This is a genomic window from Pseudomonas sp. MF6776, assembly GCF_016613125.1.
Classification (GTDB): Bacteria; Pseudomonadota; Gammaproteobacteria; order Pseudomonadales; family Pseudomonadaceae; genus Aquipseudomonas; species Aquipseudomonas iridis.
Genome location: NZ_JAENSQ010000001.1, coordinates 205,494 through 223,388, shown reverse-complemented (window position 1 = coordinate 223,388; position 17,895 = coordinate 205,494). Strand labels below are relative to the sequence as shown.

Genomic DNA, 17,895 nt, shown 5'->3' with positions numbered 1-17,895 from the left:
TCGACATGCTGATGCGCTGGTGTGCTGTTCCCGTGTTGCTGATGGGGTTGACTGGCCTGGCCCAGGCCGCTGACTGTCCGGAATTGTTGCAAGGCTCGCTGCCCAAGTTGCGCGCCAAGGAATCCATCGATCTGTGCAAACAGTACGCGGACAAACCGCTGGTGGTGATCAACACCGCCAGCTTCTGCGGTTTTGCGCCGCAATTCGAAGGCCTTGAGGCGCTCAATCAACGCTACAAGGCGCAGGGGCTGGAAATGCTCGGCGTGCCTTCCAATGACTTCAAGCAGGAGTCCAAGGACAGCGTCGAGACCGCCAAGGTCTGCTACGCCAACTACGGCGTGACGTTTGCCATGACCGAGCCGCAGAAAGTCCGCGGCGATGATGCCACGCATATGTTCCAGGTGTTGGCCGCTCAGAGCAGCGCGCCGAAGTGGAATTTCTACAAATATGTAGTTGATCGCCAAGGCAAGGTGATCGCCAACTTCTCCAGCCTGACCAAACCGGATGATCCGGAGTTTATTGCGGCGATCGAAAAAGCTATCGCCTCGAAACCGCTGAAACCCTAAGGCTCAGAGTTAACGAGCCAGGCATAAAAAAGCCCCGCCTTCTGCAAAGAGAGCGGGGCTTTTCAGTGGGCGAGGGGTTAGCCCCGCCCGATAGCATCAGAAGCGGTAGGTAGCGCCGACGCCGAAGCCGTTTGCCGAGTTTTCATACTTGGCGTTGTAAGTCTGGCCACGATTGTTTTCGTTACGAACGTTGACCGACTCTTCCTTCAGGTACGAATAGGCGACGTCGATGGTCAGGTCTTCGGTCGGGCTCCAGCCGGCACCGACGCTGAAGATGGTCCGGTCGCCAGTCGGGATGCGTGGCGAACGGTCGACGTTGTTGGTCGGCGACTGGTCGAAGGTCAGACCGGTGCGCAGCACCCATTCCTTGTTCAACTGGTACGAAGTACCGATCGCGTACGCCCAGGAGTCGTGCCAGTTCTGGTCTTCGTTGATTTCGCCGAACTGACCGGCCAGTGCAGGCTGAACGCCGGAGTTCTCGACGGTGATTTTATCCAGCTGGCTCCAGCGGGTAAAAGTCGAACCGGCGTAAACAGTCCACTGATCGTTGATTGCTTGAGTGACGGACAGATCCACCGACTCAGGTGTGGTGATCTTCAGCGACGCGTCGTACTTCTGGCTGGAGCTCAGACCGGCCAGGCCCAGTACGCCGTAGTTGACCTTGGTGTCGCCTTCGAGCTTGTAGTCGACTTTCGAGTGGTAAGTCAGACCCACGCGGGTGGAGTCGGTCGCTTGTACCAATACACCGATGTTGTAGCCCAGCGCGGTGTCGTCACCCTTGATCTTGACCTTGCCATCGGGGAAGGCCGGGGTGATTGACAGGTTGGATTCCAGCTTGCCGTCGATGCGGTTGATGGTCGGACCGAAACCGATCGACACCTTGTCGTTGAAGGCGTAGCTGATGGTCGGCTGGAAGGTGATGACTTGCACTTCCGACTTGCTGCCAAAGTAGCGGCCGGCGAAGTTGTTTTCATAGTCGGTGATCAGGCCGAACGGCACGTAAACGCCGAAACCGAATGCCCAGTGATCGTCGATTGGCTTGACGTAGTAGCCCATAGGTACGGCGGTGAAGGGCACCATGTCGCCTTTGTTGCTCCCGCCATTCGGGCTGGAGCTGGCGTTGCTGATATCGGTCGATGCGTCGAGGAATGCAGCGCCGCCGGTGATTTGTTCGCGCTTGATGCGCGACATGCCGGCAGGGTTGCCATAAACAGTGCTTGCGTCATCGGCAGAAGAAGATCGCCCGGCGTACCCAGTCCCCATCCCGCTAATGCTGTGTTCGTTGATGGCAAAGCCAGCGGCGAAAATCTGCGTGGATGCCAAGGTAACGGCAAGGCTAAGGGTGGTTTTGAGCATTACTTTTTTCATTATTAGAACTCCTGGTGATCACCGGGGCGAAAATTACCAACATTTTCGTCTCAGCGCTATAGCCTGAATGCCTTGATTTAGAGCGATTTTGTAGGACAATCCGACCAAATTCGCGACCTGTTACAGGATCTTGCGGAACTGGACGGTCAGCAAGCGACCTGATTCAGCGGTGAAACACAAGTCTGCCAGGCGCAGGTGAAATCGCGCAGACGACCTTGAGGCTGGAAGGTCTGACGCCAGATACGCGCCATACCGAGCAAGTCGTTCGGGTCGGGGAGGGTGGGGTTTTGTTCTTCGACCAGCAGCCAGGCGATAGCTGTGGCGTAACGCAGATTGACGGTCAATTCCAGGTGCGGTCCGCTGAGAAATGCGTGTTGGCTGGCCAGTCCGCGAACGAGGCTGGCACGTTCCGGATCAAGCGCCAGATAGTCATCCCAGAGTGCTTGATGGCGATGCTCGGCAATGCGGTAGAGGCCGTGTCCACGGCGGTCATGCAGGGCGGAGCCGAGGGCGGACTGGCTGGCGGCGATGCCCAGCAACAGTGATTCGGCGGTGGCGCAGTGACGGCCCAGATAAATCAGCGTGGGGCGAATCACGTAGCGGCACAGTTCGCTGGCAGCGATACCCATAAAGCCCTCGATCTTGTTATTGGGCGGCGACACCTGAAAGGGGCCTTGGCAACGGTGGATCGGTTCAGGCTCGCCGGAAGCGGACAGCGCCGCTTGAGTTGAAGTGTAGTGTCATATTCGCGACGTAAAGGACTGTTTTTAAAATATTTCCGGCTGCACGTTATAACCGTTATATCCGATGGTGCTTAGGCGCCAAGGCTTAAAAGTGAAACATCAGGCAATAAAAAGCCCCGCGTTTTAAGCGGGGCTTCGTTTGTTGCAGCCTTTTCGGCTCTCAGGCAACCAGTGCCTGACGCGTTCGATCAATAACAGCCTGCAGCGGTTCGGCGCTGGAGTACTGATCGGGATACAGACGCTCGCTATGGCGGGCGATCCCGTGTTCGTTGACCAGTGTGAAGCTGAAGCAGCCTTTGCGAGCGGCCATGATCAGGCAGTTCATTGGAGCAAAAGCGTTGGTTAGGGCGCGAATGGCGTCCTGAGTATGGATTTGAGTCGACATAGTTATTAGGTGTTCCTACAAATGACACGGATAAGAACCGTGCAACGTTAAAACGTTCCAGTAACGTCGACCACCATTGGTCGAACGAAGAACCCGACTGGAACAAAGCAGCCAGTTTGAAGCGCTGATAATTTGGCGCGCTTGGGCTGGCAGGTAGGTACTTAGGAGGACAGGCAACACATCAAGGGCAAAGGTTCTGGGCCCGGGGTGAAGATCCTGATCAATTTGCAGGTTGGTTCGGTCAGAGTAATAGGTCTTCGCAACACCCTTTGCATCATTCAAAGGCTGTGTCGTCGCAAGATTTACCTGGAAACCATCGAGGGGTCGTATCCGCTTTTTTCGGTGAGGGCTTCTTGTTGGAAGGCGCACCGTGGGGATTGTTCGACCGGAATTGACTTTCAGCTTGGTACTAACGCCGCGGATAGTAACGGATCGAAATTGGTAAAGCAAACCCTGCGCCAAAAAAGTTGTGTTCTACAAGAAAACGCAGCCCATTGTGGGTGCGAGCTTGCTCGCGGGGGTGGTAATCGGATAACAAATGAAACGTCAGGTTGACCACTCGTCGCCACAAAACCGTGCGCGGTTCCCACCGAGACGCCGCTTATCCCCAGCCCGAAGCGCAAAACGACCCGAAAAAGCGCACCGATATAACCGGGTAACAGGTACTTGTGCACATTAGTTGCACAGGCTGTAACAGCACTGTCATATCAAACCTGACCCTGATGGCTGCCTGTATCGAAAGTTTAAGTCAATGAAAAACATCGCTTTTTTTTGTTGGTGAAAAAATCGTCAGTTTGACTGCGGGCCCCATTCCATAAGGCTTTGCGAGGGTTGGAGGACGGTTGTCCACTGACTTATCCACAGCTTCTGTGGATTGTCCCGAGCGCTTGCTCTAGGACGGGCGTGCCGGGTTTTATTTCGACTTTACCTGTAAGAAAAAGAGAGTAGAGTGGCGCGCCTTCCGATCTGTCCCACAGTGCTTTATGAAGTTTCGCTCAGTATCAGACCCTGTTACCTCACAACCCCCTCCTGTTATCCCGCCCAAGCGATTTTCCGTGCGCGTGGCCGAATGGCTGCTCGACAGCCCGCGCCTGAGCGAAAGCCACAACGCCAAGCACCTTGCCGGCCGCCTGCTCAAGCAACCGGCGCGCGAAGGTGTGGTTGCCGCGCAAAGCCGCCTCGGCCAGTTGATGTGCCGCGAGTGTGGTAATGCACGCGATCGCCGCATCGGTCAGGATCTGCTGCGTCAGGCTGCTCGCGCTGGCGATCATCGTGCCCAAGTGGAACTCGGCCTGCTCGAAGACTGAGCTGTCCAAGTTCTGACACCTTGGTTACCCTTCAGGCTTTAACCGATCGGCAGGAGTCGCTATGGCTATGGACTTGACCAGCGTATTGCTCGGTCTCGCAGGCGCTGGGCTGCCGTTGTTGGCTTTGGCCTGGCAACTGCAACGTCGGGCAAGCAACGGGCAAGCGCAGGTGGCGTTGCTGGAAGAACGGTTGGCCATGGCGCAACTGGCGCAGGACGGGCTCAACGCGCAACTGGATGCCGGTCGCGATGAAATCGCCGACCTCGGCCAGGCCAACGCCGCCAAGCAAGCAGAACTGGCAGCCCTGCGCCGCGAAGTCGAGCTGTTGCAGATAGAACGTGACGACGCCCGTGACGCCTCCCACGCCTGGAACCTTGAGCGCGCCAACAAGGAGGCCGAACTGCGTCGTCTCGACGCGCAGGCGGCTTCGCTGAACGCCGAACTGCGCGAGCAGCAGGAGAGCCATCAACAGCGCCTCGATGATCTGCAAGGTTCGCGTGATGAATTGCGGGCGCAGTTCGCCGAGCTGGCGGGCAAGATCTTCGACGAGCGTGAACAGCGCTTTGCCGAAACCAGCCAACAACGCCTCGGTCAGTTGCTCGATCCGTTGAAAGAACGCATTCAATCCTTCGAAAAACGTGTGGAAGAAAGTTACCAGGCCGAGGCCCGCGAACGCTTTTCGCTGGCCAAGGAGCTGGAGCGTCTGCAAGCGCTCAATCTGCGTTTGAGTGACGAAGCCACGAACCTGACCCGTGCCCTTAAAGGCCAGAAAACCCAAGGCAATTGGGGTGAGTTGATTCTCGAACGCGTGCTGGAACACGCAGGCCTGGAGAAGGGTCGCGAGTATCAGACGCAGGTCAATCTCAAAGGTCCGGATGGTGAGCGTTTCCAGCCAGACGTGGTCATTTATCTGCCAGGCGACAAACAGGTGGTGGTCGACTCCAAGGTCAGTCTCACGGCGTATCAGCAATACGTCGCGGCCGAGGACGACACGCTCGGGCAGATCGCGATCAAGCAGCACGTACTGTCCCTTCGCAACCATGTCAAAGGCCTGGCCGGCAAGGATTACAAACGCCTGGAAGGCCTGCACAGCCTTGATTTCGTTTTGCTCTTCGTGCCGATCGAAGCCGCGTTTTCGGCGGCATTGCAGGCCGAGCCATCGCTGTTTCAGGAAGCGTTCGACCGCAACATCGTGATCGTCAGCCCAACCACATTGCTGGCGACATTGCGCGTCATTGACAGCCTGTGGAAGCAAGAGCGTCAGAGCCAGAACGCGCGGGAAATCGCCGAGCGCGCCGGCTGGCTTTACGACAAGTTCGTGCTGTTCATTCAGGATCTGGACGAAGTCGGCAATCGTCTGCAACAACTGGACAAAGCCTACAGCTCGGCGCGCAACAAACTGACAGAAGGGCGCGGCAACCTGGTCAGCCGCAGTGAGCAACTCAAACTGTTGGGCGCACGGGCGAGCAAAAGCTTGCCGGCGGATCTGCTGGAGCGGGCGATGACGGATGTTGATGGGTTGGTTGAGTTGCCGGAATAGTCTGGAAAGCTTCGCGAGCAGGCTCGCTCCCACATGAATCACCTGAACATTGTGGGAGCGAGCTTGCTTGCGAGGACGGCAGCGGTATCGCTACAACACCCAAGTCGTACGTTTACAGCGGTAGATACCGACTCAACAACGCCCGCAACGCCGCCGGTTTCACCGGTTTGGCCAGATAATCCAGCCCCGCTGCATGCACCTGCGCAATCATCTCCGGGCGTCCGTCGGCGCTGATCACCACGCCCGGCACCGGCTCGCCGAGACGCGTGCGCAGCCACGCCATCAACTCGGTGCCGGTATCGCCGTGATCCAGGTGATAGTCGACCAGCGCCAGTTGCGGCCGCACTCCGTCACCGAGCAACGCCTCGCATTCCTCGCGATTGCGCGCCGTCCAGACCTGGCAGCCCCAGCGGCTTAACAGGCTGTTCATGCCGATCAGAATGCTGTCTTCATTGTCGATGCACAGCACTTGTGCGCCGTTCTGCAATTTGCCGTTCAATTCCACAGCGGCAGTGGCCGGTATGGTTTGTGTGCGCGCATACGGCACCGTAACGCTGAACACACTGCCGCGCCCCGGCCACGAGCGCACGCGCAGGGTATGCCCGAGTACGCGACACAGGCCATCAGCGATTGCCAGCCCAAGCCCCAGGCCTTTTTCGGCGCGCGTCTGATGGCTGTCGAGACGTTTGAATTCCTCGAATATCACCTGTTGCTTGTCTTCCGGAATGCCCGGTCCGCGATCCCATACTTCCAGGCACAACTTCCCGCCGCGCCGCCGTACACCGAGCAATACCGGGCCTTTGGCATAGCGGAACGCGTTGGTCAGGAAGTTTTGCAGAATCCGCCGCAGCAACTTGATGTCGCTGTCGATGCGCATGTGGCTGCCACGCACACGGAAGGTCAAACCTTGCTCCTGGGCCAGCGCCTTGAACTCGGCGCCGAGAATGTCGAACAGTTCGTTCACCGCAAAGGACTTGCGATCGGGATTGATCTTGCCGTTTTCCAGGCGGGAAATGTCCAGCAGATCGCTGATCAGATCCTCGGCCGAACGCAACGAACTGTCGAGATGCTGCACCAGTTTCTGCGCCTCGCTGCTCAAGCCGTCGTCTTGGTGGGAGAGGGCGGCGGAGAACAGTCGCGCCGCGTTCAACGGCTGCATCAAGTCATGGCTGACTGCCGCGAGAAATCGGGTTTTCGATTGGTTGGCGGTTTCGGCGGTGGCCTTGGCTTCGGTCAGCGCGACGTTGAGTTGCGACAGTTCCTGGGTTCGCTCGCTGACCCGTTGTTCCAGGCCTTCGTTGGCCTCGGTCAGCGCCTGTTCGGCTTCACGGAACGCGGTGATGTCGGTGAAACTCATGACGAAGCCGCCACCGGGCATCGGATTGCCGATCAGCTCAATCACCCGGCCGTTGGGGAACAGCCGTTCGGAGGTGTGCGCGCGGCCCTGACGCATCCAGTGCAAACGACGCGCGACATGCACTTCAGCCTCGCCGGGACCACACAACCCGCGCTCGGCGTTGTAGCGAATGATGTCGGCGATTGGCCTGCCGACGCTGATCAAACCGTCCGGGTAGTTGAACAACTCCAGGTAACGTCGGTTCCAGGCGACAAGCTTCAGCGACTGGTCGACCACGCTGATGCCTTGGGTGATGTTTTCAATCGCGCCTTGCAGCAGAGCGCGGTTGAATTGCAGGACTTCCGAGGCTTCGTCAGCGATTCGGACTACGTCCTCCAACTGCATTTCCCGACCTTCGATCGCGGCTTTTACCACCGCTCGCGTCGAAGAAGCGCCCAGGACACCGGCCAGCAAGCGCTCGGTATGGGCGATCCATTCGCCGTCGGCGTTCTGGTTCGGGTTGAAAGCCTTGCCTTGGCGGTAGGCGAAGCGAATAAAGCTCTGGCGAGCACGCTCCTCACCGACAAACCGCGCCGCCAGTTGCAGCAGATCGTCGACCTGCACCGACAGCATCGACCGCGCACTGGGTCGGGCGCTGATCTCCTGACCGATGAATCGCCCAGCCTGCCAGTGCTCCGACACCCGCGTGCGCGACAGCACCGAAACCCAGGCAAACAGCGTGAAATTGCCGGCCAGTGACAACACCACGCCTTGGGTCAGCGGGCTGATTGGCAGGTTCAGCGGGTTACTGTGCAGCCACGCCAACCCCGGGAAACTGTTCAGCGACCAGCCGAGGCTGTGGGCGGCAATCGGCAAAACCAGCGTGTAAAACCACAGGAAAGTGCCGGCGGCGAGACCGGCGAACACGCCGCGTCGGTTGGCCTGTTTCCAGTACAGCGCGCCGAGCATGGCCGGCGCCAGTTGGGTCACGGCGGCGAAGGCGATCTGGCCGATGGTCGCCAGGCTCGCCGTCGAACCGAGCAGGCGATAGCTGACGTACGCCAGCAACAGAATCACCACAATGCTCACGCGGCGCACCGACAGCATCCACTGGCGGAACACTTCAAACGGGCGCTCGGCGTTATTGCGTCGCAGCAGCCACGGCAGCAGCATATCGTTGGAGACCATGGTCGACAGCGCCACACTCGCGACAATGACCATGCCGGTGGCCGCCGACGCGCCGCCGATAAACGCCAGCATCGCCAACGCCGGATGGGCCTGAGCCAGCGGCAGACTGATCACGAACGAGTCGGGCAATACGTCGCTCGGCAGCAGCATCTGACCGGCCAAAGCGATCGGGACTACAAACAGTGCCGCCAGCGCGAGGTACGCGGGGAACACCCATTTGGCCAGGCGCAGATCCTGCGGATCAATGTTCTCGACCACCGTGACGTGAAACTGCCGTGGCAGGCAGATGATCGCCATCATCGCGACGCCTGTCTGTACCACCATCGACGGCCAATTAATGGTTTCTTTCCAGTATTCCTCGAGGCGCGGGGCGAGCATGGCTTGATTGAACAGGTCGTCGAAACCGTCGTAGAGGCCGTAGGTGACGAACGCGCCGACGGCGAGAAAGGCGAACAGCTTGACCAGCGATTCAAAGGCAATCGCCAGCACCATGCCGCGGTGGTGCTCGGTGGCGTCGAGGTTGCGCGTGCCGAAGACGATGGTGAACAGCGCCAGCACCAGTGACACGATCAACGCGGTGTCCTGGGCGCGCGTGCCCATCGCGTCCGCACCGGCACCGATCAACAGGTTCACACCGAGGACGATGCCCTTGAGTTGCAGGGCGATGTAGGGGAGGACGCCGACCAGGCAGATCAGCGCGACGACGACCGCCAGCGATTGCGATTTGCCGTAGCGCGCAGCGATGAAGTCAGCGATGGAGGTGATGTTCTCCTGTTTGCTGATCATCACCATTTTTTGCAAGACCCACGGCGCCCCGACCAACAGCAATATCGGCCCGAGGTAAATCGGCAGGAAGGACCACAACTGTTCAGCCGCCTGGCCGACCGCGCCGAAAAATGTCCAACTGGTGCAATAAACCGCCAGCGACAGGCTGTAGACCCACGCGCGCACTCGCGGCGGCAACGGCGTGCTGCGACGGTCGCCGTAGAAGGCGATGGCGAACATGATGGCCATATAGGCTAGGGCGACGGCGGCGATCAGCCCGGTGGACAACGACATGCAACACTCCCGACTAAAGACTCCCCGGCACTCCTGCCCGGGCGGACAGTCTCGCATGCGCGCGGCGGTTAGTCAGTGTCGACCAAGGTCGTGGCGTGGCGGGGTGTCGCAGGAATGGAACCGGGTGGTTCTGCGGTGACCTTTAAGGTCTCATCGCTGGCAAGCCCGCTCCCACAGGGATCTTCAGTGAACACAAAATTTGTGAACTCCACAGATCTTGTGGGAGCTGGCTTGCCGGCGATGGCGTTAGTCCTGCTGCAACGCGATATCAATCAGTCGATGCAATTCATCCACCTCCAGCGCCGCCGCTGAAAACAGAATCCGGAACACGACCGGCGCCACGACCTGATTGATCAACTGATCAACACTGGGCGCCGCCTCATCGGGATGGCGCTCGATAATGGTCTGCAACTGCGCCCCGATGATCGCCACGCAATACCCCGGTGTGGCGCTCGCCTGCACGTCGCGCATCATGTTGCGCCCAGGCTCGGAGCTCATCTCGTCGAGATATTGCTCGGCCCATGCGCGGATGTCGCTGCGCAGGCTGCCGGTTTCCGCGGGCTCGCTGTCGGGGCGCATGCGGGCCAGGGCGACGTCGGCCAGCAACGCCGCCAGATCGCCCCAGCGCCGATAGATCGTCGACGGCGTAACGCCCGCACGCGCCGCAATCTGCGGGACGGTCACGGTCGAGCGCTCCTGCTCTTGCAGCAATGCGCGGACTGCCGAATGTATCGACTCTTGCACCCGGGCACTGCGACCGCCGGGGCGTAAACCTTCTTTAATAGCCATGCGTCAGACCTTAACACAAAGAATTTGCTTTAAGCATTGAGCGGTAGCACACTCCGCAAAAGCAAAAAATTAGCTTTTGCGGAGTGTGCAAATGATTAACCCCCAGTCCCGATTAGCGTCCAACCGTCCCAGCCTGTGGTTTCTGGCGATCACCTTACTCAGTTTTCTCGCCGCTTCCACCGCGCCGACACCGCTGTACCACCTTTATCAGGATCAACTGCACTTCTCGGCAGCGGTGCTGACCCTGATTTTCGGCGTCTACGCTCTGAGTCTGTTGGCGGCGCTATTAACCGTCGGTTCGCTCTCCGATCATCTGGGACGCAAACCGGTGATCTTCACCGCCGTGTTGCTCAACGCACTGGCGATGTTGCTGTTCATCAGCGCCGACAGCGTGACGTGGTTGATCAGCGCGCGCGTGCTGCAAGGCTTCGCCACCGGTATGGCGACTGCGGTCCTCAGCGCGACATTGCTCGACATTGACCGTCAGCAAGGGCCGTTGATCAACAGCGTCGCGCCATTGCTGGGCATGGCGCTGGGCGGCATGGGCTGTGGCTTGTTGGCGGAGTTCGCGCCGGCGCCGTTGCAACTGACCTATTGGTTACTGCTCGCGCTGTTTGTGGGGCAGGCACTGTATGTCTGGCGGCTGCCCGAAAGCGTGTCCCCCCAAGCGGGCGCATGGGCATCGTTGCGGCCGACACTGCATGTGCCGGTTCAGGCCCGCGCAACGCTGTGGCGGGTCCTGCCACTGAATACCGCGACCTGGGCGCTCGGTGGTTTTTACGCATCGCTCGCACCGTCGCTGGTGCGCACCGCCACAGGCTCCACGTCCAACCTGATTGGCGGCGCCACCGTAGCGGCATTGACCGTGACCGGGGCACTGATGATCTTCATCCTGCGCAATCGTCCTGCCACGCGCGCTTTGCAGTTGGGCGCAAGTCTGCTGCCGATTGGGCTGGTGTTGATCCTGCTCGGTGTGCACAGCGCCAGCCTGTCGCTGTTCTTCCTCGGCACGCTGGTGGCCGGTTGTGGATTCGGTGCCGGATTTCTCGGCGCGGTGCGCAGCCTCGTACCGCTGGCCTTGCCCCATGAGCGGGCCGGGTTGATGTCGGCGTTTTATGTGCTGAGTTATCTGGCGTTTTGCTTGCCGGCGCTATTGGCAGGGCATTTCACCCATCGCCTGGGGCTGCTCGCGACGACCGATGTGTATGGTGCGGTGCTGATCGTGCTGGCAGTGGCGGCGCTTTTGCTCAGTCTGCGGGCTCGACCGGTCAAGGTGTGCGGCGCTCCATAACCACTGCGCTTTCGGTTAGCCTTGCGCAGCCATTCTGCCAACGGATCGACTCATGAAGATTATTCGCAGCAAAACCTTCACCGCCGAGCGTGCCTGGGGTGCCCTGGACATCGCCAATATGAACGGCATCACCACGCGCCTGCACTGGACTGATCAGCCGTATAAATGGCACGTCAACGATGGCGAGGAAGTGTTCGTGGTGCTTGATGGGCAGGTGCAGATGCGCTATCGCGAAAATGGTGAAGAAGAGCGAGTGATGCTCGAAGTTGGTGACATCTTTTACGCCTCGGTCGGCACCGAACACGTTGCCCATCCGCAGGGTGTGGCGCGGATTCTGGTGATCGAGTGCGAAGGCAGCGTTTGACTGCTTATCTGTAGAATAGATAACAGTTAGAGATATTACCCGTTATATAGATATTCGATTCGGATCTACCATGGACTCAACCTCACCAGAGGAAGAGGATTTCATGATGATTTGCCCCAACAACGCCAAACCCGGTTTAAAGCCGCTCAGCCAGCTTCAGCACCCGCGCGAAGTGATCCGCCAATTCACGCCGAACTGGTTCGCTGCGACCATGGGTACCGGTGTGCTGGCACTGGCCTTGGCGAATTTGCCGGTCGCGATCCCCGGTTTACACGCCGTGGCTGAAGGGCTGTGGCTGTTCAACATCCTGTTGTTCACCTTGTTTACCGTAGCCTACGCCGCCCGCTGGATTCTGTTCTTCGACGAGGCACGGCGGATTTTCGGGCATTCCACCGTGTCGATGTTCTTCGGCACCATCCCCATGGGCCTTGCAACGATCATCAACGGCTTTCTGCTGTTCGGGCTACCGCGTTGGGGCGAGGGCGTCATTCAGTTTGCCGAAGTGCTGTGGTGGATCGATGTGGCGATGTCGCTGGCCTGTGGCGTATTGATCCCCTACATGATGTTCACCCGTCAGGAACACAGCATCGACCAGATGACTGCCGTTTGGCTGTTGCCGGTGGTGGCAGCAGAAGTCGCGGCGGCCAGTGGTGGTCTGCTCGCGCCGCACCTGACCGATGCTCACTCGCAACTGGTGGTGCTGACCACAAGCTACGTGCTCTGGGCATTTTCCCTACCGGTGGCGTTCAGCATTCTGACCATCCTGTTGCTGCGCATGGCCCTGCACAAACTGCCCCACGAAAACATGGCCGCCTCGAGCTGGCTGGCACTCGGGCCAATCGGCACCGGTGCGCTGGGCATGTTGTTGATGGGCGCTGAAGCACCGGCGATTTTCGCTGCCAACGGCTTGCCGGGCATTGGCGAAATCGCTTCGGGCATCGGTCTGGTGGCCGGGATCACCCTGTGGGGGTTCGGGCTGTGGTGGATGCTGATGGCATTGCTGATCACCGTTCGCTATCTGCGTGACGGCATTCCGTTCAACCTCGGCTGGTGGGGTTTCACCTTCCCGTTGGGCGTGTATTCGCTGGCGACCCTGAAACTCGCCAGTACGCTGAACCTTGGCTTTTTCAGCGTAGTCGGCTGCGTGTTGGTGACATTGTTGGCGGTGATGTGGCTGATCGTTGGCAAGCGCACCGTGCAAGGAGCGTGGCGCGGCGAACTGTTTGTCTCGCCGTGCATTGCAGGTTTGAAGAAATAACCTGAAAAGTTTAGGTAAGGTGTGGCCTGGATCGCGGATCGGCATTCCAATAAGCAGTATCCAGGCCTCTCTACCTTAAACATCAGGGAAACACGGAAGATGAGTCACCCCTCACAGTTCAACCTGCTGCGCACCCGGCGCTTCCTGCCGTTCTTCATTACGCAGTCGCTCGGCGCGTTTAACGACAACGTGTTCAAGCAGTCGTTGATCCTCGCCATTCTCTATCGGCTGACCATCGAAGGTGACCGCTCGATCTGGGTCAACCTGTGTGCGTTGCTGTTTATCCTGCCGTTCTTCCTGTTCTCGGCGCTGGCCGGGCAGTTCGGCGAGAAATTCGCCAAGGATGCGTTGATCCGTCTGATCAAACTGGCGGAAATCGCCATCATGGCTGTGGGATCCGTCGGCTTTCTCTTCGATCACTTGTGGCTGATGCTGGTGGCGTTGTTCGCCATGGGCACCCACTCGGCGCTGTTCGGGCCGGTGAAGTATTCGATCCTGCCGCAAGCCTTGCGCGAAGAAGAGCTGGTCGGCGGCAACGGTCTGGTGGAGATGGGCACGTTCCTCGCGATTCTGGCCGGCACCATCGGCGCCGGTGTGATCATGTCGTCGACCCACTACGCGCCGCTGGTGTCGATCGCCATCGTCGGCATTGCGGTGCTGGGTTATCTGGCCAGCCGCAGCATTCCCCGCGCGGCGGCTTCATCCCCGGATATGCGCCTGAACTGGAACATCTTCAGCCAGTCCTGGGCCACCCTGAAACTGGGCTTGGGCCAGACGCCGGCGGTGTCGCGCTCGATAGTCGGTAACTCGTGGTTCTGGTTTGTCGGGGCGATTTATCTGACGCAGATCCCGGCCTACGCCAAGGAGTGGATGCACGGCGACGAAACCGTGGTCACCTTGATCCTCACTGTATTCTCGGTCGGGATCGCGCTGGGTTCGATGCTCTGCGAGAAGCTTTCCGGGCGCAAAGTCGAGATCGGTCTGGTGCCGTTTGGTTCGTTCGGTCTGACCGTGTTCGGCCTGCTGCTGTGGTGGCATTCCGGGGGAATTCCCGATAGCGTCACCGGCCATAGCTGGATTGAAGTGCTGAGTTTTGGCCACACCTGGGCGGTGCTGTTCGACATTCTCGGCCTCGGTGTCTTTGGTGGTTTCTACATCGTGCCGCTGTATGCGTTGATCCAGTCGCGCACTGCCGAGAACGAGCGGGCACGGGTGATCGCGGCCAACAACATTCTCAACGCGCTGTTTATGGTTATTTCGGCCATCGTGTCGATCGTGCTGCTGAGTGTGGTCGAGCTGTCGATCCCGCAGCTGTTCCTCGTGGTGTCGCTGCTCAATATCGGCGTCAATGCCTACATCTTCAAGATCGTCCCCGAGTTCAGCATGCGTTTCATGATCTGGCTGCTCAGCCATTCCATGTACCGCGTCGAACATCGCAACCTGGACGCGATTCCGGATGAAGGTGCGGCGTTACTGGTGTGCAATCACGTTTCGTTCGTCGATGCGTTGCTGATTGGCGGCGCAGTGCGTAGGCCAATTCGCTTCGTCATGTACTACAAAATCTACAATCTGCCGGTGCTGAACTTTATCTTTCGCACGGCCGGGACGATTCCGATTGCCGGCCGCAACGAAGACATCCAGATCTACGAAAAAGCCTTCAGCCGGATCGCCCAATATCTGAAGGACGGTGAGCTGGTGTGCATCTTCCCTGAGGGCAAGTTGACGACCGATGGCGAGATCAACGAGTTCAAGGGCGGGCTGACGCGGATTCTCGAAGAGACACCGGTGCCGGTGATTCCGCTGGCATTGCAGGGGTTGTGGGGAAGTTTCTTCAGTCGCGACCCGAACAAAGGCGTGTTTCGGCGGTTGTGGTCGCGGGTGACGCTGGTGGCGGGTTCTGCTGTTGCTGTGGAAGCGGCTGAGCCGGCGAAGTTGCAGGGGTTGGTGGGGGAGTTGCGTGGGGCAGTTAGATAAACAATGATTGTGCTGGCCTCATCGCTGGCAAGCCAGCTCCCACAGGGAGCTTCGGTGAACACCGGTTTTGTGTACACCAACGAAACTGTGGGAGCTGGCTTGCCAGCGATGGGGCCAGTGGTCTAAGCGCTGACCTTAAGGCCAATCAACCCGGTAATGATCAACGCCACACTGACCAGCCGAATCAGCGCCATCGACTCACCAAACAGAATGATCCCGGCAATCACCGTGCCCACGGCACCGACGCCCGTCCAGATCGCATAGGCCGTGCCCAGCGGCAATTCCTTCATCGCAAGGCCCAGCAAGCCAAGGCTGACGGCCATGGCTGCAATGGTCAGTGCGGTGGGGAGTGGACGGCTGAAGCCATCGGTGTATTTGAGGCCGACGGCCCAGCCGACTTCGAACAGGCCGGCGAAAAACAGAATGATCCAGGACATGAAAGACCTCCATCGGTTGACGGGGTCGTCCCCAGATTAAAACTCGATCGAGCCGCAGGGTCGTCCCCGCGTTACGCAACATATTGACGAGCATTAATCCGGGGATCAAGTTCGCAGGTCAGTCAGTCGCCTGCTGTGCCAACGTTTCGCGATCTTCCTTTTCGCTCATCCGCCGGAAATACGTCGACAGCAGCGCCCCGGAAATATTGTGCCAAACGCTGAACAAGGCGCTCGGTACCGCCGCCAGTGGCGAAAAGTGTGCACTGGCCAGCGCGGCGCCCAACCCCGAGTTCTGCATGCCCACTTCCAGTGCCAGCGATTTACGCTGCGCCAGCGGCAGGTTGAACAAACGCCCGGTGAAGTAGCCCAGCAAGTAGCCGAAGCTGTTGTGCAGCATCACCACCGCCATGATCAACACGCCGGATTCGGCGATTTTGGCCTGACTGGCCGCCACTACAGCGGTCACGATGATCACGATGCTCACCACCGACACCAGCGGCAACACCTCCACTGCATGACGAACCTTGTCGCCCAGCAAACGTTGCGCAACCACGCCCAGAACGATCGGCAACAGCACCACTTGCAGGATCGACCAGAACAGCTCCATGAACGACACCGGCAACCACGCCGAGGCCAGCAGCCAGATCAGCGCCGGGGTCAACAGCGGGGCGAGGAGGGTGGTGACGGCGGCGATGGCCACCGACAACGCCAGATCACCTCGGGCCAGCCAGGTCATCACGTTGGATGAAGTGCCGCTCGGGCAGCAACCGACCAGAATCACGCCGACGGCGATCTCTGGTGGCAGATGAAAAATCTGGCAAAGCAACCACGCCATGCCGGGCATGATCACGAAATGTGCGACCACGCCCAGCGCCACACGCCAGGGTTGGCGGGCGACGGCGGCGAAGTCATCGAGTTTGAGGGTCAGGCCCATGCCGAACATCACCAGCCCGAGCAACGGCACGATCGCGCTCTTCAGGCCGAGGAACCACGAAGGTTGCAGGAAGGCCACAACGGCGAAAATCAGAACCCAGTAAGCGAAAGTGTTGCCGACAAAGCGGCTGAGTGCTGCCAATGCGCGCATGGCTTGTTCCTTGTTATGCGAAAGCGTTAGGAAGCTAAGCATACGTCGCCAGCAAAAAGATCGCAGCCTCCGGCAGCTCCCACAGGAAAATGCATTCCAGATGTAGAAGCTGCAGAAGGCTGCGATCTTTTAAGCTTTCACACAAAAGGCAGGTCAGATCCCCTGCGGAGTCTCTTCGCCACCCAATGCTTCAACCAGCGCCGGCAGGAAGTCGCCGAACGTCAGCATCATCAGTGTGAAGCTGGCATCCAGTTGGCCGAGGGCTTCTTCGCCGCCGTCCTGTTCCGCCTGATCCTGCAACAGATCTTCGAACTTCAGGCGTTTGACGGTCATCTTGTCGTCGAGCATGAACGACAACTTGTCCTGCCAGGCCAGCGACAGCTGAGTAACGACTTTGCCGGTGCTCAGATGCAGCTGGATTTCTTCGCTGGTCAGGTCCTGACGCTTGCAACGCACGATACCGCCGTCTTCGTGGGTGTCGCGCAGTTCGCACTCGTCCAGCACATAGAAGTCGTCGGCGGCTTTCTGCGTGGTGACCCATTCGGTCATGGTCGCGGTTGGCGACATTTTCACGGTCAACGGGCGAACGGGCAGGGTGCCGATCACTTCACGCAGGGTCGACAGCAGGTCTTCGGCGCGTTTCGGGCTGGCCGAGTTGACTAGGATCAGACCCTGTTTCGGCGCGATGGCAGCGAAGGTCGACGAACGACGGATGAAGGCGCGCGGCAGGAAGGCCTGGATGATTTCATCCTTGATCTGGTCGCGTTCCTTCTTATAGACCTTGCGCATCTGCTCGGCTTCGATCTCTTCGACCTTTTCCTTGACCGCATCACGTACGACGCTGCCCGGCAGAATGCGTTCTTCTTTACGCGCAGAGATCAGCAGGAAATCACCGCTGACGTGCACCAGTGGAGCATCTTCGCCTTTGCCGAACGGCGCGACGAAACCGTAGGTGGTCAACTCCTGGCTTGCACATGGACGCGCCAGTTTGGTGGCCAGTGCAGTTTCCAGCGCCTCGGCATCGACAGGCAGGTCTTGGGTCAGGCGATAGATAAGCAGGTTTTTGAACCACATGGGGTGAGTCTCTCCTCTATACAAAGGGGGGCATTATTGTCTTCGCCGTGGCATAGGCCAACCCTTCTCTAAGCCTTTGGAAGGCCTCGGAAAATTATTTAAAAAAGTGCTTGCCAGAGGTGGGGTCGCTCC

The 17,895-nt window shown here is 59.1% G+C and carries 15 protein-coding genes; 7 read left to right on the top strand and 8 right to left on the bottom strand.

All coding sequences use genetic code 11. From position 1 onward, the window contains the following. Nucleotides 1-5: 5 nt before the first annotated feature. On the top strand, nucleotides 6-566 hold the full coding sequence (locus JJD74_RS00965) for a glutathione peroxidase (RefSeq protein WP_042558326.1): 561 nt from the start codon (nucleotides 6-8) through the stop codon (nucleotides 564-566). Nucleotides 567-662: 96 nt separating this feature from the next. Here the strand turns inward: JJD74_RS00965 and JJD74_RS00960 are convergent, their stop codons facing one another. The 3 genes from JJD74_RS00960 to JJD74_RS00950 form a co-directional block, all read right to left on the bottom strand. Further along, nucleotides 663-1,934 (bottom strand): OmpP1/FadL family transporter, encoded by a 1,272-nt coding sequence (locus tag JJD74_RS00960; protein ID WP_042558327.1) that lies wholly within the window; start codon nucleotides 1,932-1,934, stop codon nucleotides 663-665. 146 nt (nucleotides 1,935-2,080) lie between these two features. After that, the gene (locus JJD74_RS00955) at nucleotides 2,081-2,563 is read right to left on the bottom strand and encodes a hypothetical protein (RefSeq protein WP_042558328.1); all 483 of its coding nucleotides are present in this window, start codon (nucleotides 2,561-2,563) and stop codon (nucleotides 2,081-2,083) included. Nucleotides 2,564-2,837: 274 nt separating this feature from the next. Then, entirely contained in the window at nucleotides 2,838-3,062 is a 225-nt protein-coding gene (locus tag JJD74_RS00950; RefSeq protein ID WP_042558329.1) for a hypothetical protein, read from the bottom strand. A 983-nt stretch (nucleotides 3,063-4,045) separates the two neighbouring features. Here JJD74_RS00950 and JJD74_RS00945 point away from each other — a divergent pair. Both JJD74_RS00945 and rmuC read left to right on the top strand, forming a co-directional pair. Then, nucleotides 4,046-4,369: a sel1 repeat family protein gene (locus JJD74_RS00945; protein WP_047300324.1), complete on the top strand. Its 324-nt coding sequence runs from the start codon at nucleotides 4,046-4,048 to the stop codon at nucleotides 4,367-4,369. A 175-nt stretch (nucleotides 4,370-4,544) separates the two neighbouring features. Next, a complete protein-coding gene (rmuC, locus tag JJD74_RS00940; RefSeq protein WP_162184597.1) occupies nucleotides 4,545-5,909 on the top strand; it encodes a DNA recombination protein RmuC in 1,365 nt (454 codons plus the stop codon). A gap of 112 nt (nucleotides 5,910-6,021) precedes the next feature. On the opposite strand, the gene JJD74_RS00935 is transcribed toward rmuC, so the two are convergent. Beyond that, nucleotides 6,022-9,492, bottom strand: coding sequence for a hybrid sensor histidine kinase/response regulator (locus JJD74_RS00935; protein ID WP_200610698.1), 3,471 nt, complete (start codon nucleotides 9,490-9,492; stop codon nucleotides 6,022-6,024). 246 nt (nucleotides 9,493-9,738) lie between these two features. Then, a complete protein-coding gene (locus JJD74_RS00930) occupies nucleotides 9,739-10,281 on the bottom strand; it encodes a TetR/AcrR family transcriptional regulator (protein ID WP_200610685.1) in 543 nt (180 codons plus the stop codon). 91 nt (nucleotides 10,282-10,372) lie between these two features. Here JJD74_RS00930 and JJD74_RS00925 point away from each other — a divergent pair, with 91 nt between their 5' ends. The 4 genes from JJD74_RS00925 to JJD74_RS00910 all read left to right on the top strand — a co-directional run bounded on the left by JJD74_RS00925 (nucleotide 10,373) and on the right by JJD74_RS00910 (nucleotide 15,168). Beyond that, a complete protein-coding gene (locus JJD74_RS00925) occupies nucleotides 10,373-11,572 on the top strand; it encodes an MFS transporter (RefSeq protein ID WP_200610682.1) in 1,200 nt (399 codons plus the stop codon). A 52-nt stretch (nucleotides 11,573-11,624) separates the two neighbouring features. Continuing rightward, a complete protein-coding gene (locus JJD74_RS00920) occupies nucleotides 11,625-11,936 on the top strand; it encodes a cupin domain-containing protein (RefSeq protein WP_042558335.1) in 312 nt (103 codons plus the stop codon). Between the two features lie 106 nt (nucleotides 11,937-12,042). Next, nucleotides 12,043-13,194 carry a TDT family transporter gene (locus JJD74_RS00915; protein WP_200610946.1) on the top strand — a complete coding sequence of 384 codons (1,152 nt, stop codon included), beginning with the start codon at nucleotides 12,043-12,045 and terminating at the stop codon, nucleotides 13,192-13,194. Nucleotides 13,195-13,293: 99 nt separating this feature from the next. Beyond that, nucleotides 13,294-15,168, top strand: a complete 1,875-nt coding sequence (locus JJD74_RS00910; protein WP_042558336.1) for an MFS transporter — start codon at nucleotides 13,294-13,296, stop codon at nucleotides 15,166-15,168. A 122-nt stretch (nucleotides 15,169-15,290) separates the two neighbouring features. On the opposite strand, the gene sugE is transcribed toward JJD74_RS00910, so the two are convergent. The 3 genes from sugE to rdgC form a co-directional block, all read right to left on the bottom strand. Continuing rightward, entirely contained in the window at nucleotides 15,291-15,605 is a 315-nt protein-coding gene (sugE, locus tag JJD74_RS00905) for a quaternary ammonium compound efflux SMR transporter SugE (protein ID WP_115148256.1), read from the bottom strand. Nucleotides 15,606-15,723: 118 nt separating this feature from the next. Further along, nucleotides 15,724-16,689, bottom strand: coding sequence for a bile acid:sodium symporter family protein (locus JJD74_RS00900; protein WP_042558338.1), 966 nt, complete (start codon nucleotides 16,687-16,689; stop codon nucleotides 15,724-15,726). 153 nt (nucleotides 16,690-16,842) lie between these two features. After that, complete coding sequence (gene rdgC, locus JJD74_RS00895; protein WP_042558339.1) at nucleotides 16,843-17,763, bottom strand: recombination-associated protein RdgC; 921 nt, start codon at nucleotides 17,761-17,763, stop codon at nucleotides 16,843-16,845. Nucleotides 17,764-17,895 lie beyond the last annotated feature (132 nt).

What these genes read in the sequence shown, in the direction of transcription:
- JJD74_RS00965 (WP_042558326.1), top strand. Translation starts at nt 6, where the DNA reads ATGCTGATGCGCTGGTGTGCTGTTCCCGTGTTGCTGATGGGGTTGACT.
- JJD74_RS00960 (WP_042558327.1), bottom strand. Translation starts at nt 1,934, where the DNA reads ATGAAAAAAGTAATGCTCAAAACCACCCTTAGCCTTGCCGTTACCTTG.
- JJD74_RS00955 (WP_042558328.1), bottom strand. Translation starts at nt 2,563, where the DNA reads ATGGGTATCGCTGCCAGCGAACTGTGCCGCTACGTGATTCGCCCCACG.
- JJD74_RS00950 (WP_042558329.1), bottom strand. Translation starts at nt 3,062, where the DNA reads ATGTCGACTCAAATCCATACTCAGGACGCCATTCGCGCCCTAACCAAC.
- JJD74_RS00945 (WP_047300324.1), top strand. Translation starts at nt 4,046, where the DNA reads ATGAAGTTTCGCTCAGTATCAGACCCTGTTACCTCACAACCCCCTCCT.
- JJD74_RS00935 (WP_200610698.1), bottom strand. Translation starts at nt 9,492, where the DNA reads ATGTCGTTGTCCACCGGGCTGATCGCCGCCGTCGCCCTAGCCTATATG.
- JJD74_RS00930 (WP_200610685.1), bottom strand. Translation starts at nt 10,281, where the DNA reads ATGGCTATTAAAGAAGGTTTACGCCCCGGCGGTCGCAGTGCCCGGGTG.
- JJD74_RS00925 (WP_200610682.1), top strand. Translation starts at nt 10,373, where the DNA reads ATGATTAACCCCCAGTCCCGATTAGCGTCCAACCGTCCCAGCCTGTGG.
- JJD74_RS00920 (WP_042558335.1), top strand. Translation starts at nt 11,625, where the DNA reads ATGAAGATTATTCGCAGCAAAACCTTCACCGCCGAGCGTGCCTGGGGT.
- JJD74_RS00915 (WP_200610946.1), top strand. Translation starts at nt 12,043, where the DNA reads ATGATTTGCCCCAACAACGCCAAACCCGGTTTAAAGCCGCTCAGCCAG.
- JJD74_RS00910 (WP_042558336.1), top strand. Translation starts at nt 13,294, where the DNA reads ATGAGTCACCCCTCACAGTTCAACCTGCTGCGCACCCGGCGCTTCCTG.
- sugE (WP_115148256.1), bottom strand. Translation starts at nt 15,605, where the DNA reads ATGTCCTGGATCATTCTGTTTTTCGCCGGCCTGTTCGAAGTCGGCTGG.
- JJD74_RS00900 (WP_042558338.1), bottom strand. Translation starts at nt 16,689, where the DNA reads ATGCGCGCATTGGCAGCACTCAGCCGCTTTGTCGGCAACACTTTCGCT.
- rdgC (WP_042558339.1), bottom strand. Translation starts at nt 17,763, where the DNA reads ATGTGGTTCAAAAACCTGCTTATCTATCGCCTGACCCAAGACCTGCCT.